General features: G+C 30.7%; 8 protein-coding genes and 2 pseudogenes. 2 read left to right on the top strand and 8 right to left on the bottom strand.

Annotated features, from left to right (window positions below; genetic code table 11):
• Positions 1 to 17: 17 nt before the first annotated feature.
• From ERCISPPS3390_RS01165 to ispA, 4 genes and pseudogenes are all read right to left on the bottom strand, one after another.
• Positions 18 to 509: a CvpA family protein gene (locus tag ERCISPPS3390_RS01165; RefSeq protein WP_197095033.1), complete on the bottom strand. Its 492-nt coding sequence runs from the start codon at positions 507 to 509 to the stop codon at positions 18 to 20.
• A gap of 515 nt (positions 510 to 1,024) precedes the next feature.
• A pseudogene (gene ubiK / locus ERCISPPS3390_RS01160) lies at positions 1,025 to 1,261 on the bottom strand (ubiquinone biosynthesis accessory factor UbiK); the annotation flags it as partial.
• Positions 1,262 to 1,998: 737 nt separating this feature from the next.
• Positions 1,999 to 3,864: a 1-deoxy-D-xylulose-5-phosphate synthase gene (gene dxs, locus ERCISPPS3390_RS01155; protein ID WP_197095031.1), complete on the bottom strand. Its 1,866-nt coding sequence runs from the start codon at positions 3,862 to 3,864 to the stop codon at positions 1,999 to 2,001.
• 17 nt (positions 3,865 to 3,881) lie between these two features.
• Positions 3,882 to 4,781 (bottom strand): (2E,6E)-farnesyl diphosphate synthase, encoded by a 900-nt coding sequence (ispA, locus tag ERCISPPS3390_RS01150; RefSeq protein ID WP_197095030.1) that lies wholly within the window; start codon positions 4,779 to 4,781, stop codon positions 3,882 to 3,884.
• A 345-nt stretch (positions 4,782 to 5,126) separates the two neighbouring features.
• Here ispA and ERCISPPS3390_RS01145 point away from each other — a divergent pair, with 345 nt between their 5' ends.
• The gene (locus ERCISPPS3390_RS01145; RefSeq protein ID WP_197095029.1) at positions 5,127 to 6,107 is read left to right on the top strand and encodes a polysaccharide deacetylase family protein; all 981 of its coding nucleotides are present in this window, start codon (positions 5,127 to 5,129) and stop codon (positions 6,105 to 6,107) included.
• Between the two features lie 322 nt (positions 6,108 to 6,429).
• Here ERCISPPS3390_RS01145 and pgi read toward each other — a convergent pair whose 3' ends face one another.
• Positions 6,430 to 8,079, bottom strand: coding sequence for a glucose-6-phosphate isomerase (pgi, locus tag ERCISPPS3390_RS01140; RefSeq protein WP_197095028.1), 1,650 nt, complete (start codon positions 8,077 to 8,079; stop codon positions 6,430 to 6,432).
• Between the two features lie 788 nt (positions 8,080 to 8,867).
• Between pgi and hemH the strand changes: the two genes are divergently transcribed.
• Positions 8,868 to 9,830, top strand: a complete 963-nt coding sequence (hemH, locus tag ERCISPPS3390_RS01135) for a ferrochelatase (protein ID WP_197095027.1) — start codon at positions 8,868 to 8,870, stop codon at positions 9,828 to 9,830.
• A gap of 791 nt (positions 9,831 to 10,621) precedes the next feature.
• Here hemH and ychF read toward each other — a convergent pair.
• The 3 genes and pseudogenes from ychF to mrdA all read right to left on the bottom strand — a co-directional run bounded on the left by ychF (position 10,622) and on the right by mrdA (position 15,935).
• Positions 10,622 to 11,716 (bottom strand): redox-regulated ATPase YchF, encoded by a 1,095-nt coding sequence (gene ychF, locus ERCISPPS3390_RS01130; protein WP_197095026.1) that lies wholly within the window; start codon positions 11,714 to 11,716, stop codon positions 10,622 to 10,624.
• A 1,188-nt stretch (positions 11,717 to 12,904) separates the two neighbouring features.
• Positions 12,905 to 14,024 (bottom strand): annotated as a pseudogene (locus tag ERCISPPS3390_RS01125) (FtsW/RodA/SpoVE family cell cycle protein).
• 51 nt (positions 14,025 to 14,075) lie between these two features.
• A complete protein-coding gene (gene mrdA, locus ERCISPPS3390_RS01120) occupies positions 14,076 to 15,935 on the bottom strand; it encodes a peptidoglycan DD-transpeptidase MrdA (RefSeq protein WP_197095025.1) in 1,860 nt (619 codons plus the stop codon).
• Between the last annotated feature and the right edge of the window lie 1,641 nt (positions 15,936 to 17,576).

The following is a 17,576-nucleotide window of genomic DNA, read 5'->3' as shown; positions in this document are numbered from 1 at the left end:
GCTAAACAATAACACGCTTACCGTGGCATAAAAATTGATGTGCCTTTTAAATAACTTAAAATCCAATGCATTAGACATATAAACTTCGGAGCAAGTTGAGATTTTTCCAAATCTAGAACTGTATTAAAATCAGTAAATGTGTCTAAGAAAAAAAGCATTAATGAAGCAATTATTATACCCCGTAATCCCCCAAAGCCAATCCCAAGGACCTGATCTGTTCCTGAGAATCCAGTTTTTAATACTAGATGCCCCATCATAGAACTTGCAACAGCTCCTAGTGTTAATACCCCAACAAATAAAGATGTTATAGCAATTCCATTGCAAACTAAGGTATTATGTAATCCCACCATCATTAGCCAATTTGACAAAAAATTGTAATAATAATAGGTGATAAATAATGCAAGACCCCAAATGACGAGAGATAATATTTCTTTAATTAAACCACGCTTCAAACTTACAAAAGCTGAGCAAGAAATAATCGCTAATATAGTATAATCTATCCAGATCATCACACGCTTCCGTTATTATTTTTAATTAATAATATATTAATATTTTTATCTTAAAATTATACCTTTTACGCTGCAAATATAATAAAATATGACAACATGTTACTTAATAGTAACATGTTTAAAATATAATATTAAAAAGAATATCTACAATATTAGCTATAAATAACCACCATTAATTTTTAAATTAGCTTTTCATGATAACCTTTAGAAGCATTTTATTACGTCATATCACCTCTTCTTTATTCACAAATAATATAAAATAAGGTAAGATTTTAGCATTAGATATCTTTGTTAATCCAAACCATTAAAAGCAATCATAACAATATCGTTATTTTAACTTATATCATAGTAAGAAAAAATTTATCTATACATCATTTATTCAAACTATGCATCTTTAATAATTTTTTTCATATAATAAGATGCACTTTCCATGCAATATATTTTTCTACCTGATAGAACTAAAGATAACAAAACATTAAAACAGTTATTATAAAACTTGAGTGGTATTATGATAACTGTTTCTCCAGTATTACTAAACGCTGTTCTAGAGCAGAGAGTTTTTCTCTCATACGCAATAAAGCTTGAACTTGAACATCAAACTCTGCTCGACTAACTAAATCCAGTTGCATTAATTGTGACTGAAGAATCTGCCGAATTTTCTTTTCCATATCGTATCCAACATCTCTTACACTTATTGGCATTGCACTATGAACCTGACGGGCTAAACTTTCAATTTTTTTTAAATCAATCATCGTTATTTACCTAAAAATCTCTTAAGGATAGATTATCTTATATACTTAGTTCTATCAGAAAGAACAATCAGTACTATAGATAACATTAACATTTTATAAAATACACCCTTTAGATAAAAGTATTTTTAAAGCGAATACATAATATGAGTATATATTAATGATTTAAAATCACATACCATGCAAATATCTAATCTCACCATTAAAATAATTATATCGCTTAATCATATTACTATATTATACAAAAACTTTTTATAATTCATATACGAATCATTCCTGTTTATTATAATATAACATGCAACCTTCTCTCAATGCCGAGCATTAATTATTATTCTTAATATTAATTCAGAAAAAAATTATTCATTGATACTACAGATAATATTAATATCCCATACAATATATTTTTATTTCTTGCTATACTATCACCATCTAGATTACATCTGTAATGGACATACTCCAATAAGTAATATTTTTAAAATATTTTAGATATATTTAACCATTGTATTTATCAAGTAAAAGCATGTTAACTAAACAAAATACTTCTCTCTAATAACTATTAATATACTCAATACTAGGTCTTATTGTGCTATACCTTAAGAGTTTTAAAATAAGTGGAGAAAAATTCACTTAACATGCCATCCTCCTATTCATCCTTCTTGTTAAATCTATTGTTATGCATATTGACTATTATAGTCAGTAATATGCTTTATATAAAATTTTAATTTAATCAAAATAGTGCTTTATTGTGCTAACCAATCTTCTATTTGTTTCTGAATGCCCACCCAATCCAACTGATAATCAATACGAATTTCATCTTGAGTTCCTTGAGGAATAAACTCATCCGGAAAACCAATATTTAAAACTGGAACTAATTTGCGTTTAGCCATAAAAAGTTCATTAATTCCACTACCAGCACCACCTTTAATCGCACCCTCTTCAATAGTAACTACTGATTGATGATTCTCTAATAAACCCAATACTAAAGACTCATCTAAAGGCTTTACAAAACGCATATCAATTAGTGTACTATTAATTTTTTCTGCTACCATTGCCGCTTGCTGAAGAAGCGTTCCAAAATTTAAGATCGCTAATTTCTCCCCTTTTCGTTTTATTACACCTCTCCCGAGGGGGAGAATTGATAGCGGTTTGATAGGCGCCCCAATTCCATAACCTCGTGGATAACGCACAGCACTAGGCCCTCCTTGATGATGGTATCCAGTATATAACATCTGACGACATTCGTTCTCATCGCTAGGTGTCATAATAATCATGTTAGGAATGCAACGTAAAAAAGAGATATCAAATGCTCCTTGATGAGTGTGTCCATCAGCACCCACTACTCCTCCGCGATCAATCGCAAACAATACTGATAATTTTTGCAACGCAACATCATGAATAACCTGATCATAAGCTCTTTGTAAAAAAGTAGAGTAAATTGCAACTACAGGACGATAACCACCAATTGCCAATCCAGCAGCAAAAGTCACTGCATGTTGCTCAGCAATGGCAACATCAAAATATTGCTTGGGATACTCACGTGAGAAGTTCAACATGCCAGAACCCTCACGCATGGCTGGTGTCACTGCCATGAGCTTATCATCAGTTTCTGCAATCTCACTGAGCCATTGACCAAAAATTTCCGAGTAACTGGGTAATTTTTCAGTATTTCGAGGTAATAAACCTATGTCGAGATCAAACCTAGGAACAGCATGCCAACTGATAGGATCTTCTTCTGCCGGCGCATAACCTTTTCCTTTTTTTGTAATCACATGTAAAAACTGAGGGCCATCTAATGTACGTATATTGCGTAACATAAGAATTAACTCTCGAACATCATGTCCATCTACCGGACCAATATAATGAAATCCAAATTCCTCAAATAATGTACCCGAACCAGGAATAGCTTTACAACTTTTATCAATTCTCTTGAAGACCTCTTTTAAAGATAACAACCCATTAAGGATGTCTTTACTAGTTGCACAAATACGGGAATAAGTTTTCGTGGGTAAAATTTGATTAAGACGATTATTTAATGCTCCTACATTTTCAGAAATTGACATTTCATTATCATTAAGAACAACTAATAAATTAGCCTTGATATCTCCAGCATGGTTCATTGCTTCAAATGCCATACCAGCAGTGATCGCTCCATCACCAATTACACAAACCGTTTGACGACCTTTATCCTCTTTTTCAGCTGCAACAGCCATCCCTAAGCCAGCACTAATTGAGGTAGATGAATGACCAACACTCAAAACATCAAATTCACTTTCTTCGCGCCATGGAAATGGATGCAGACCATTTTTCTGGCGAATAGTACCTATCTTATCACGGCGGCCTGTTAAGATTTTATGTGGGTATGCCTGGTGACCAACATCCCACACTAAATGATCAAATGGTGTGTTATAGACATAATGCAATGCCACAGTGAGCTCAACCACACCTAAACCAGAAGCTAAATGACCACTAGAACAACTAACACTCGAAAGTAAGTACTGTCTTAGTTCACTGCAAAGCAATGGCAGGTTCTCTTTTGGCTGCAAACGCAATTCTTGTACTGTGCGCACCCAGGCAAGAGTAGGATACTTTTTAAATTCAAAACTCATTAGCATCTCATGTAATATTATTGATCACGTGTAATGATAAAACTTGCCAGAGCTTGTAGCATAGCGGTATTATATTTCTGTTTAGAAAAAATTTCTAATACACTTAAAGATTTGTTATATAGATCTCTTATCTTTGCTCGAGAATTATCTAATCCAATTAGTTCAGGATAAGTACTTTTTCTAAAACGACTCTCAGACATAGTTCTTTTTTGTAGACTTTTACTGTCCTTAGCAACATCTAGAATATCATCTTGAACTTGAAAAGCTAAACCAATTGCGTCAGAAAATTGGTCAAGATCTGGAATGAAGGCTATGCCAATATCCCCAGCCGTTAATGCGCCTAAACGAACTGCTGATCGTATTAATGCTCCTGTCTTACATTGATGGATATTCTCTAAATTCTCTATAGTAATAGTCTGCCCCTCCGAAATTAAATCTAAAATCTGACCACCACACATCCCTGCTACACCACTAGCATGTGCTAATTCAGAGAGCATAGCAATACGGTTTTCTAATATAACTCCAGGCATTTGAGAGTTAATCAATATAGAAAAAGCAAGTGTTTGTAAAGCATCTCCAGCCAAGATAGCGATGTCCTCTCCAAACTTAGAATGGCAAGTAGCTTGATCACGACGTAGGACCTCATTATCTATCGCAGGTAAATCATCATGAATGAGAGAATACGCATGCATGCATTCAATCGCTGCCGCTGAGGCATCAAGAGATGCATCTTGCACATGTAACATGTTACCTGTTGCGTATACTAACAAAGGTCGTAAACGTTTTCCGCCTAGCAATACACTATATTCCATAGCTTTAACTAAAGGGGTTTTCTTTAAAGGCAACTTAGAAAGGTAGTCTTTTAACACTACATTTATACGATTATAATGACTATTTAGTGACATATTGAAGCTCATTACGTTTTCCGTTCTTAAGAAAGCTTTAGATTATATCTTCACTGTACTATTATACATCTGCGTCAGCTTATATCTATATCTATCATTATATTTAATATACAGTGATATACTTTTCAATCTTGCACTATGTCTGTCTAAATTAAACAAAGTACAAGATAAACAGACAATAAATAAAGTATAATACAAAATACAAACAGAAAATTATATACCTTAGATAGCAAGTAAAAATTATTCTATAGACTCAAACGTCCCTATGTGAGAAAATATGAATCTATAATATCTCCAGTGATCTAACCATCATCACTAATACTAATCATCAGAATCGTAATTATTTAGAGTAAAAAAATGAACAAACCAGCATTTATCATCACCATAGATACTGAAGGTGATGATCTTTGGAATAACTGCAATCAAATCACAACAAAAAATACTTATTTTTTACCACGTTTTCAAGAGTTATGCGAGACATATCAATTCAAAACAACTTGGTTAACTAATTATGAAATGACTATTGATCCAGCATATATTGAATTTGCTAAAAACATTATTGCTAATAAAAGTGGTGAAATAGGCGCTCATTTACACGCCTATAATAGTCCTCCAATATATAATTTGACTGGGGATGACTTACGTTATAAACCTTACTTAATCGAGTATCCAAAGAAGCAAATTAAGGAAAAAATTATTTATTTGACGCACTTATTAGAAGATGTACTACAAATCAAAATGCATTCTCATAGGGCAGGTCGATGGGCATTTAACACATTTTATGCTCAGTTATTAATTGAGCAAGGTTATAAAGTAGATTGCTCAGTGACCCCGAAAATCAATTGGGAATCTTCTATTGGGGATCCAAAATGTTCTGGTGGTGTTAATTATCAAAATTTTCTTGATCAGGCCTATTTTATTGATGAACAAGATGTGTCAAAACCAGGCTGCTCGACATTTCTAGAAGTCCCAATAACCACTCAATATAAACATGGTTTATTAATCAATCAGGTGCAAAAAGTTTTACATAAGCTATGTAGTAAACGACATTATCCATCAGTGCACTGGCTTCGACCAAAAAGAGGAAACATAAAACAAATGATAAAATTAATTCAAAACACTTTGGCTAGCGGTAAGGATTATGTCGAATTCATGCTGCATTCCTCTGAATTAATGCCAGGAGGAAGTCCAACATTCAAAACCAAAAATGAGATCGAAGAGTTATATTACGACTTAGAGCAATTATTTGAATATCTACGTATACGTACAGTGAGCATGACATTATCAGAATATTATGAAAAAAAACTTCTTAGACATCACACGAATCTAAAAGTATAAAATATTCTTTCTCTCATCAAATGCAGAAGAAACTGCTACTTGTGCATAAATTATATTTACATAAATTACATACTCAACATCAAGCATATATCCCACTATATTACATAGAATTAATTTATCCATAAGAAAGTACTTACATGTAACATGTAATATGCATTACATGATATATAATACAATTATTATTAATATCTACAACATCTCAAACAAGATAAACAGCTAATTTGTTTTCTTAAAAAAGTAATCTATGCAAGATATATGCCCTAATATTCAATAGTTAGTAACTATAAAAAAGAACTTGCTATACATATAGCAAAATATCTTTCTATAATTTACGCCATAATTTATAACAATTAATAAGCCCATTAGTGGAACTGTCATGACAATTGACATCTTCCGTGCGGGATATATCTAAAAGAATACGGCTTGCTGCTTTTTTTCCAATCTCAACGCCCCATTGATCAAAGCTAAAAATATTAAGAATAGCCCCTTGCGTAAAAATTTTATGCTCATAAAGAGCCATTAGTGACCCGAGAGTATATGGAGTGATGTAACGTAAAAAAATCGAATTAGTTGGACGATTACCCTTTAATACCTTATAATTAATTGCCTTTTGATCTAATACAAAATCACTCGGATTATAAGCGTATTCTTTTTTTATTTCTTCAGATGTTTTACCAAAAGCCAGCACCTCTGTTTGAGCAAAAAAAGCAGATATCAACTTATTATGATGGTCACTTAACGTATTCCAAGATATTGCAGATGCAATAAAATCACATGGTATTAACTTAGTTCCTTGATGTAATAGCTGATAAAAAGAATGCTGTCCATTAATACCTACTTCTCCCCAAATGATTGGGCTAGTCTGATAAGATATTGATCTTCCAGTACGATCGATATCTTTTCCATTAGACTCCATGTTGCATTGTTGAATATAAGCGACAAAACGATGCATAGATTGATCATATGGTAAAATTGCTTCTGTTTCTGAATGAAAAAAATTACTATACCAGATGCTAATCAAAGCTAGTAATATTGGTAAATTTTTTTCTAATGGAGCCTCATAAAAATGACGATCCATAGCATATGCTCCACTCAGTAGTTTTTCAAAGTTTTCAAAACCAATAGAAAGCGCAATAGATAAACCAATAGATGACCATACCGAATAACGCCCCCCAACCCAATCCCAGAGCTCAAAAATATTATTGATACTTATCCCAAAATCACTAGCCGCTTTTCGATTACTAGATAAAGCAACAAAATGCTTAGATATATCAATCTTTTTTCCTGAAGTTAAAAACCATGTACGCGCACTACGCGCATTTGTTATGGTTTCTTGAGTAGTAAATGTTTTTGATGCAATCAAGAATAGTGTAGTATCCGGAGTTACAATGCTTAATACTTCAGAAAGATGCTTATAATCAATATTAGAAACAAAATGCATTCTAAGATGATTTTTATATGGTCTTAGCGCCTCTGTGACCATACATGGCCCAAGATCTGATCCACCAATTCCAATATTTACCACATCAGTGATAGCTTTCCCAGTAAAACCTCTCCATTTACCATGAATTACTTCCTTAGTGAACGCCTTCATTTTTTGTAATACCGCATTAACTTGAGGCATAACATCTTGCCCATCCATAATAATCGGAATATTTTCACGATTACGCAAAGCAATATGAAGCACTGCACGATCTTCAGTGCAATTAATTTTTTCACTAGAAAACATAGATTTGATAGCACTATGTAAATTAGTTTCTCTTGCTAGTGCTTGTAATTTGTCTAGTGTTTCGCTAGTAATAATATTTTTAGAAAAATCTACCAGCATCTGATTCTGAAAAAATATAGAAAAATTAGAAAATCGTTGTGTATCATTAGCAAAAAGGTCACTAATTGTTACATTTTTCATTTTTTTAAAATGATCTTTTAGATCCCGCCACGCAGCAGTATATATTGGATTAAAATTTTTCATGAAACTGACTCTTAATTAAGAACGTACTAGAAAAATTGATAACATATAGCTTACCAACAATCTAATAGTTACTTAAATGATGCCTATTAATTTAATATCTATAAAAATATTCTAATAATTTAACCATATCATCACGCACAACTATTAGAAATATAGAAAAAATGACTAATAAAATTTGTATGATGTAATTACCAATAAAAATAACTTAAAAATAAACTATAAAATATCTTATTTAAAAATATTTAAGCGATGCATAACATGCGAGCATAATCTATATTATACTAATAAAATACTAAAGTATTTTATTTTATATCATGGCATAAAGTTAAACCATAATAAGCAGAAATTTCTAATATCTTACTTATTCTATTAAAAATAAATAAGAACGATATTAGAAACTACATCAATAAAGTTATAACGTAGTTTATTAGAGTTTTTAATAAACTAGATATAATATATTTTTAATAGATCATTTTCACTCTATATTACTAATAGAAATATTACTGATATATAAATAGATAACTAAAACTTCATGAAGTAATTTGCCTATAATGCAAATCATACAATATTAAACATCTTAAGTTACTTCAAAAACTAATAGAAATAGCTACACGATCAAATCCACGACAACCTTATTAAATAATTTTAAATGAGTCATTTAGAAAATGAAAAGCATGTATATGGTATGATTACAATGAAGGAAGTTATATATAAATAACTAAAGTATAGTTTAATAAAACTATTATACTAATTTGCAACATTCAATTAAAATATAAAAGGATCGGTACATGCTACAAGATAGATCTGGAGTTCTTCTAGTAAATATTGGAACACCTGAAGCTCCTACTAAAGCAGCTATAAAAAAATATCTTAAACAATTTTTAAGCGATCAAAGAATCATTGACATGCCACGATGGTTATGGTGGCCTATATTACATCTGATCATACTACCTGCTCGATCGCGACGTTTAGTGAAATTATACACCTCAATATGGATGAATGAAGGGTCTCCATTAATAGTATATAGCCAAAGACAATGCTATGAATTATCTAAAAAATTAAATATCCCTGTAGAGCTTGGCATGAGCTATGGAAACCCTAGCTTGAAAAGTGCTCTAGACATACTAATAAGAAAAAAAAAGGTTAATAGACTAATTATTCTCCCCCTGTTTCCTCAGTTCTCTTGTGCAACCGCAGGAGCAGTATGGGATGGAGTGCATAAGGTATTTTCTGGTTATCGACGTATACCATCAGTCTGTTTTATACGTGACTATGCACAAAATCCGACTTATATTGCTGCATTAAAAGCCTCAGTAAATGATTCATTCAAAAGATATGGCAAACCAGATCTTTTAGTTGTTTCATTTCATGGTATTCCTCAACGTTTTGTTAATGAGGGTGACGACTACCCCCAGCGTTGTTATACAACTTTTAAATTACTCATAAAAGCCTTAGGTATGAACCTAAACACAGCCATGCTAACCTTTCAGTCTCGCTTTGGATATGAACCTTGGCTGACGCCATATACTCAAAGTATCTTAAAAATGTTACCCAATAAAGGAATAAAAAACGTTCATGTCATCAGCCCTGGGTTTTCAGCTGATTGTCTTGAGACTTTGGAGGAAATTAATATACAAAATAGAGAAGTATTTTTTCATGCCGGTGGTACACATTTTGAATATATTCGAGCGCTCAATGTTGATGAGGCGCACATTAAAATGATGAAAGAGATAGTAACCCCTTTCTTTTAACAATTGACTACATAGTCATCTTCTATCTAATATTTGAAAATTATAAATTTTTAGTATATTTTTAAATTGGAATTCTGGTGCCTACACTATAAGAATGTGTAAATTCACTTTTTCTTAGTTTTATGCTAAGCGTAATAAATTCTTCAAAAAACCAAATGAATTTTAATAAATAACTTTATTTAAAAGAACTATTTATTTCTTATTTAAGAGGGTAAGATTATTAATATAATATATATAGCCCATCTCATGTCATAAATGCTACAAGCACAACATATTAAGGAAACAATAGAGTTATTAAGATAATTTTTTAAATTATTTAACTGTTATGATGAAATGATTTTAGTAAATTTTAATAATTATAAAAATACACAATGATTTTATTAAACTAATAATGACTGCTCGAATTAAATATTGTAAATTTTTAAAATTTAACAACCATTGATAAACAATAATAATCCTAATGAATAATGAATAATAAATGATAATCATCAAGATGATATTATTTATTTTATAATATTAAAAATATTTATTTAGATTTTTCTAATAAATAAAAATCATTACTATGTAGTAGAATACAGCATAAATTTTAATCCATATACCATGAAGAGATTCTGCAAACGAAATTTTTCTATTATTTATATTAAATCATATTAAAAATATAAAATATATCATATATTTAAATCGTATACTAAATATGTTTTTAATAAATAAATTAAATTATTTTAAAAATAAAAACATATCTATACAATATATAAATTGTATCAATTTTTATTTTATTTCTATCTCTAGCTCTATACATTAAAAAGAAAATGCATAATATCACCATCTTGCACGATGTACTCTTTCCCTTCTGATCGTATTTTTCCAGCTTCTTTTGCTCCCTTTTCCCCGTTATAATTTATAAAATCATCAAAAGAAACAGTTTGCGAACGAATAAAACCTTTCTTAAAATCACTATGAATTTTACCAGCTGCTTCTGACGCCATTGTGCCAATAGGAACAGTCCATGCCCTAACTTCTTTTACACCTGCTGTAAAGTAAGTTTGTAAACGCAATAGATCATACCCAGTTTTAATGATACGCTGTAAACTAGTTCTTTGAATTCCTAATGCATTCATAAACTCCTGACGTGTAACATTTTCTAACTTTGAAAGTTCTAATTCCATCGATGCGCAAACTGTTACTACTTCTGCAGATTCTGTAGCAGCAAGATTATATAATTGATCAAGATAGCTGTAATTTTTACAACTATCTTCATGCACATTAGCGACATACATACTTGGCTTCAATGTGAGAAAATTTAAATCACGAATTAAGCAACGATCTTGAGCACTTAAATTTAAAGTAGAAAGCATAGAAAAGTTTTCTAGATGCGCCAAACACTGTTCGTAGATACCGCGCTTAATTTTAAAATCTTCATCCTTATAGAATACTTGTTTTTTTATGATACGTTGTAGAGCGCGATCACAAATTTCTAAATCAGATAAAATTAATTCACTCTTAACAGTGCTAATATCATCCAAAGGATTTACTGTATTATTAACATGTATGATATTATTATCTTCAAAGCAGCGAACAACATGGATAATGGCTTCAGTTTCTCGAATATGAGTTAAAAATTGACTACCCAATCCTTCACCTTTAGATGCACCTTTAACAAGACCTGCAATATCCACAAACTCTATAGTAGTAGGTATTACCCTCTGGGGCTGTACAATCTTTGCTAATTTTTCTAAGCGTACATCACGAATCGCCAAAATTTTGCTATGAGGTTTAATAGTACAAAATGGAAAATTTTCAGCCTGTACATTTGCACCAGTTAACGCATTAAATAAAGTAGATTTCCCAATGTTTGGCATCCCAATAATTCCGCATTTTAAACCCATTACTACACCTTATATATTACCATAATAATAATTCGAACTTTTCAACCTACAAACCTAATAAAGCAATCTAAATTAATACACTATACTAAAAATTAAAATAAAATTCTGTCCGTAATTTTTCGAGTAACGTATTAAATTATTGTATATGCAGTACAATAAATATTGTATCTGCAGTACTATAAAAATCTTCTTTTAAAGAAAGAGCATGTATGTCTCATGACATATAACTAAAAAATTATAAAATATATTTTATTTTAACAAAATTTATGCATGTGAAAAAATACATAAAATTCATGTAATAAAAATCATTTTGACTTAATAATATAACTCTATCTATTGATTAATGGAGCTACTATCAATAAAAAAACGCACACCTCAAAATTTATCATCTACACAGATCAATCGAGATCACAAAAAGAATCTTTACATAACACCATTATTGGTTAAAACGTAATACGGAATATATTTCTTGAAAATAATAGAAATTATAATACTTTTAATATTGCTATTCTTGATCTAAGAATATTCTATATAAATACTAATATCTTAACAATAATTAAACATATCCAGATCTTGTTACTTGCTTTTTTTCTTATTTGCTTACTTTTTGACTTATTTAGTATTAAATATATTTAAATTAAATAACAAAAAATTTTTTAATACAGTTTATAAAAATAAACATCAATAAAAGTAGTCACTAATCAAAGTAATACTCTTAAGCACTGTATATAAATTTAATACAATTGTCTATTAAAATTAGATTTTGCAACATGCTTCTCAACAATAAGACCACCTCATGAAATAATTAGAGAAAATATATTAAAATTTAATATAAATTAAATATAGTTTGATATGTATATACATGCCAAATCAAAAAATTTGACTAAAGCCTGTTTTCTATAAATGAGATGCTTATTGCTTTTGATTCTTACAGTGAAGCAAAATATCTAGCCTAGTTTTCTCTTTTAATGTTTAATGTATTCTTTATCTTATCCGTAATGAATAACTTTATAAATCTATCTATTGATTCTGATACCTAAAATGATTTTTAAATTTACTCGTAATTAAAGCAATACCTTGTAATCTAACGTAACCATTAATAATGACGTGATCAAGTAATCAGAGAAAATCGTATCTAGCTACATATATTATGTAACTACATATAAATGAGCGCGACTGTAGAGTTTTTTAAAGACTCTTTAATAACATTTTTTTACGTGTCTGGATGGATATAAAATAATACCAAACCCAGCCATGAGGGCTATCAATTCCGAGCAAACATAGCGAATGATAAGAACAGATCTCCTGCCACTGGAAAGAAGACGCTTACCGTGTCGGTATTGACAAATACGTAAATAAAACTATTGTAAATCCACCTGAAAAACCCTACCAAAAGCATTCTGTGCGCAAACTGCTATCAATAATCCACGTATAAGAAATAACGATATAGCACAAAAGAAATATAACTTCTACTAATCCTAGCTCTCTTCAGCCAAAACAGAAAAAATAAAGTCTATGTGTCTATCAGGAAGGAACTTAAGCTGAAATTAAGTTATATAAAGACAATCTTTACTAAAATACCACCAGAACCAATAGCAATTTTTGACTGAATAATATGATAACCTAATCCTAGCGGATCACTTTCAGGAGAAAGAAAAATACTAATACAATGACGTTTCGGATGGTGTATGCACTAGAACCATACTCCAGGCGTAAATGCCGCAATAGAAAATGTTGCCATAACGATCCGAATCAGCGTATACCTAATAAAAATAATACAACCAAACCAGAAATAGCAATAAGTATCGAAATACCAAGATCAAACTAAAACAAAACTAAAAAAGTCGGGATTAATATCAGAATTAATGCGGCAATAGTATTGCTTATTCTTGGTGAGTACATATCGTGATTTACGCACCGAGCTACCATTAAAGGTACAGAGATTTTAGCTATTTCTAATGGTTGAAAACGTATCATACCAAGATCTAACCAATGCTGAGCCCCCTTTGCTTATTTGTCCAGATACATCAACTAAAATAAGTGAGATAAGAAAAAATCGCATATAAGGTAAAAAGCCAATATCTCATAAATATGCGAGGAAATCCGCGCCATAAGTATCATCATACTTATACCCATACTAACCTAAGTCACCTTATATGCTATCATACCAAGATTCTGTCTACTGGCGCCTACTGGCGCTCCACATTATTAATAGACTGACAACTAATAATACAGTAATAATCAAAAAAAAGAACGGATCTACATGTATGCGATCCAAAACACCTCTATCCTTGTGATTAATCATTATTGATTAGTTATTCTCATGCACAAGACAATAAAATAATATGCTAGAAGCCTTCTAATAATGACGCGTAGACATTATGTAATAATCTAAAATTTGACGTGTAATTTTTCCAACAGATGCGCTATCCTTGGCATTCTCAAGAATTATAGCAATTGCAATACGTGGATGATTATATGGTGCATACGCAACCATCAATTTATGATCACGCAAACGTTCATTGAGTAGATTAGCGTTATAGACTTCTTCATCTTTTAAATCAAAAACCTGCGCTGTACCTGACTTGGCAGCAATTTTATATGGTGCATCTGCAAAACTTTTTCTAGCAGTACCGTTGATGTGATTAGCTACACCATACATTCCTTTTTTAACAATTTCCCAATATTCTCTATTTACCTGATAAATAGGGGTAGTCTTTATCTCATTCCATAGTACTTTATGATTCCCTTGTGTAACATAGAGAAAAAAATGTGGAGTTTTAATAGTCCCGTTATTAATCAGAACCATAAGAGCCTTATTCATCTGCAACGGGGTGGCAGTCCAGTAACCTTGCCCAATACCAACTGGAATGGTATCCCCCTGATACCAATGACTTTTAAAGCGATGTATTTTCCATGAACGAGTTGGCATAATACCAGAATTTTCTCCTACTAAATCAATTCCAGTCAGACATCCATAACCAAACTGCTTCATCCAGTTACTTAAACGATCAATACCTATATCATATGCAATTTGATAAAAAAATGTGTCAGAAGACTCTTCTATCGCCTTTATTACATCTAAATTACCATGACCAGATCGCTTCCAATCGCGAAAGCGTTTAGCAGACTGTGGTAATTGCCACCATCCAGGATCAAAGAGAGTGGTATGATTTGTTACTACTCCAGATTTTAATGCAGCAATAGCAATACACGGTTTCACCGTGGAAGCTGGTGGATAAGTCCCTTGGATAGCACGGTTAATTAATGGGTGATTACTATCATTTAACACAATTTTATATTGGTCTTCTGAAATACCACGTACAAATAGATTTGGATTATAACTAGGCATGGACACCATTGCTAACACCTCTCCGTTACGTGGATCAGTTACAACAACAGCAGAACGACTACCACGCAAAAGAGTTTCAATATATTGTTGTAGCTTTAAATCAATACTCAGATAAATGTCTCCACCCGCCTGAGGTGCTCTTTTGTCGAGTTGACGAATAACTCGCCCATAGTTGTTAACCTCAACTTCCGCATATCCAATATTACCATGTAATAAACTTTCGTAATAACGCTCAATACCTAACTTGCCAATATCACTGGTCTCTGTATAATTAGACGAGCTACCATTAATTTCTAAGCGTTGCATATCTTGATGATTAATCTTTGACACATATCCAAGAACATGAGTAAGAACTGATCCGTAAGGATATAATCGTTGCTGATAACCTTCTATGATCACCCCTCGAAAGCGATACTGATTAACTAAAAATCTAGAAACTTGAATATTGCTTAAACTACTTTTCAAAACAATAGAAGTAAAGTGATTTACCCGTTGTCTCTCTTTTTTAAAATCCCTCAATTCTTTAGTCGTCAAATTGACAATAGGCGTGAGTTGCTGCAAAATTAATGATAAGTTCTCAACTTGTTCTGGTATAATTTTTAGCTGATATATAGTTCTATTTAACGCTAAAAGTACGCCATTTCTATCACAAATCAAACCTCTCTTAGGGAGAATTGGTATTAATTTAATTCGATTTTCATTGAAACGCGTACTATAATCTTTATAATGAATAATTTGTAAAAAATAAAGATTAATGAGTAATATTAACAAAAGTAAAAAAATACCTACAAAAGCAATGTATATGTGATGAATAAACAGTTTTTTTTCAGCACTATAATCACGGAAGAAGCTATCTTGTAATTTCATTCGACACTTTAACGCTTACTATCTAATTAACTAATATAATGAACATTATATATTATAATAAAAATTATTCATCGCAATAACTCTATAGATTTTATCTATCCAAACTCTATACTACAGATGTTGATTTATATTAGAATACTAAAAATTAAATAGCTCTCCTCTATTTTTTTCATTTTATTACATACTCAATAAAAGCAATACGCTAGAATTTAGAGAATACACAGCGGCAATTCAATCCCATGCACTGACCTTGAAATTATCAATAACAATACCGATGTAATATGAAAATATTTCCCATAATAAACCTCACTAGCTTCTTGAGCCATTCTTAAGTTATATATTTATACTAAAAGATCTTCACTCATAGTGAAAATGTTCTAAATTTAAACTATCAATTTCAAAATTTGATAAATTTTTCTAACATCAATAGCACTCCTCATAATACGAGGATACATCATAAACATACCAATAATATTTAGAAATCATAAAGCATGACCTATTACAATCATATATATTCAGTATAAATATCATGGTATTTATTTCTGATAACCATTTCAATATTAGGGTAGATCCACCTGATTTTATATTGCTTTATATATTTCAAAACAGAAAAATTGTACAAAATCTTCATTTAATTGAATATTTAAAACGTGCGCTGATTAATTGTACTCAGGAGGGACTAAATAGAAAAGTGATAAAGCAATTTCCGGACTTTGTCATTAAGAGCTCATACTATATTTTTCTCTATAACTATCATTGATGATTACATAATTATTAGAATAGTAATTCTCTACAATATACCTCAACTCACTATTAATTTTAGGGTATGCAATAATTTTAGTTATTAATATAAAAGCTTAAAATAGATATTTTATTGTTTTACAATGTAAATATATTATCTCAGGTAATATATCTGTTAATTAGAAATTAAACATATAAAATATGATCACTATCATAAGATATATAATTCTTGCATAGTGAGTAACATATCCCTATCGAACACTAAAAAATCCTATGCACTAATAACACAATCTCCATTTAATCGATAATATACGCAAGATTTCTACTTTCATTACGGGTACGTATTGTACAAATAGTGAATCTATTTATCTTCTATCTAATTTATGTAGAACAGTATGTTACGATTTAGAAAAAGACTTGATTAATTCAATTATTCTTATGAAAGATATTCCATAACGCAAGAATTTTAAAAAACACAAATAAATTCTTTCCACTATCAGCCTTACGAGTTTTGCTCTGCTACAATAATGAACACAGAAGATATTACAATAAAGACATAAAATATTTTAACTCTGTTTATAATCGTTAACAAATCAATCTTATTGTATAAATGGCACAAATATTATTATTCATATAATCACTTTTATCTAGAGATATTAATTATCTCTGCATATTATTTCGCAAAAATTATTACTAGATGAACGTTACTGCATGATGATTCTAGAAGATTATCTGAAAATCCATGAAACCTTGATCTACTATAAGAGAACTAAATTGTAATCATATCAATTACAACATAAACAAAGATGTAATATGACTGCTTAATAAAGATTGATAAGAAAAACCTTAACTTAACAGATATAATATACTCTAACAAAACTCGAGAATAAATATATCTTT

The sequence above is a fragment of the Candidatus Erwinia haradaeae genome (genome assembly GCF_900698885.1).
In the GTDB taxonomy this organism is placed as follows: domain Bacteria; phylum Pseudomonadota; class Gammaproteobacteria; order Enterobacterales; family Enterobacteriaceae; genus Erwinia_E; species Erwinia_E haradaeae_H.
Note: the sequence above shows the minus strand (reverse complement) of the source record. Positions and strands in the feature narration are given on the sequence as shown.

Excerpts from the sequence above, each read along its gene's own strand:
- ERCISPPS3390_RS01165 (WP_197095033.1), bottom strand. The coding sequence starts at position 509 with ATGATCTGGATAGATTATACTATATTAGCGATTATTTCTTGCTCAGCT.
- dxs (WP_197095031.1), bottom strand. The coding sequence starts at position 3,864 with ATGAGTTTTGAATTTAAAAAGTATCCTACTCTTGCCTGGGTGCGCACA.
- ispA (WP_197095030.1), bottom strand. The coding sequence starts at position 4,781 with ATGAGCTTCAATATGTCACTAAATAGTCATTATAATCGTATAAATGTA.
- ERCISPPS3390_RS01145 (WP_197095029.1), top strand. The coding sequence starts at position 5,127 with ATGAACAAACCAGCATTTATCATCACCATAGATACTGAAGGTGATGAT.
- pgi (WP_197095028.1), bottom strand. The coding sequence starts at position 8,079 with ATGAAAAATTTTAATCCAATATATACTGCTGCGTGGCGGGATCTAAAA.
- hemH (WP_197095027.1), top strand. The coding sequence starts at position 8,868 with ATGCTACAAGATAGATCTGGAGTTCTTCTAGTAAATATTGGAACACCT.
- ychF (WP_197095026.1), bottom strand. The coding sequence starts at position 11,716 with ATGGGTTTAAAATGCGGAATTATTGGGATGCCAAACATTGGGAAATCT.
- mrdA (WP_197095025.1), bottom strand. The coding sequence starts at position 15,935 with ATGAAATTACAAGATAGCTTCTTCCGTGATTATAGTGCTGAAAAAAAA.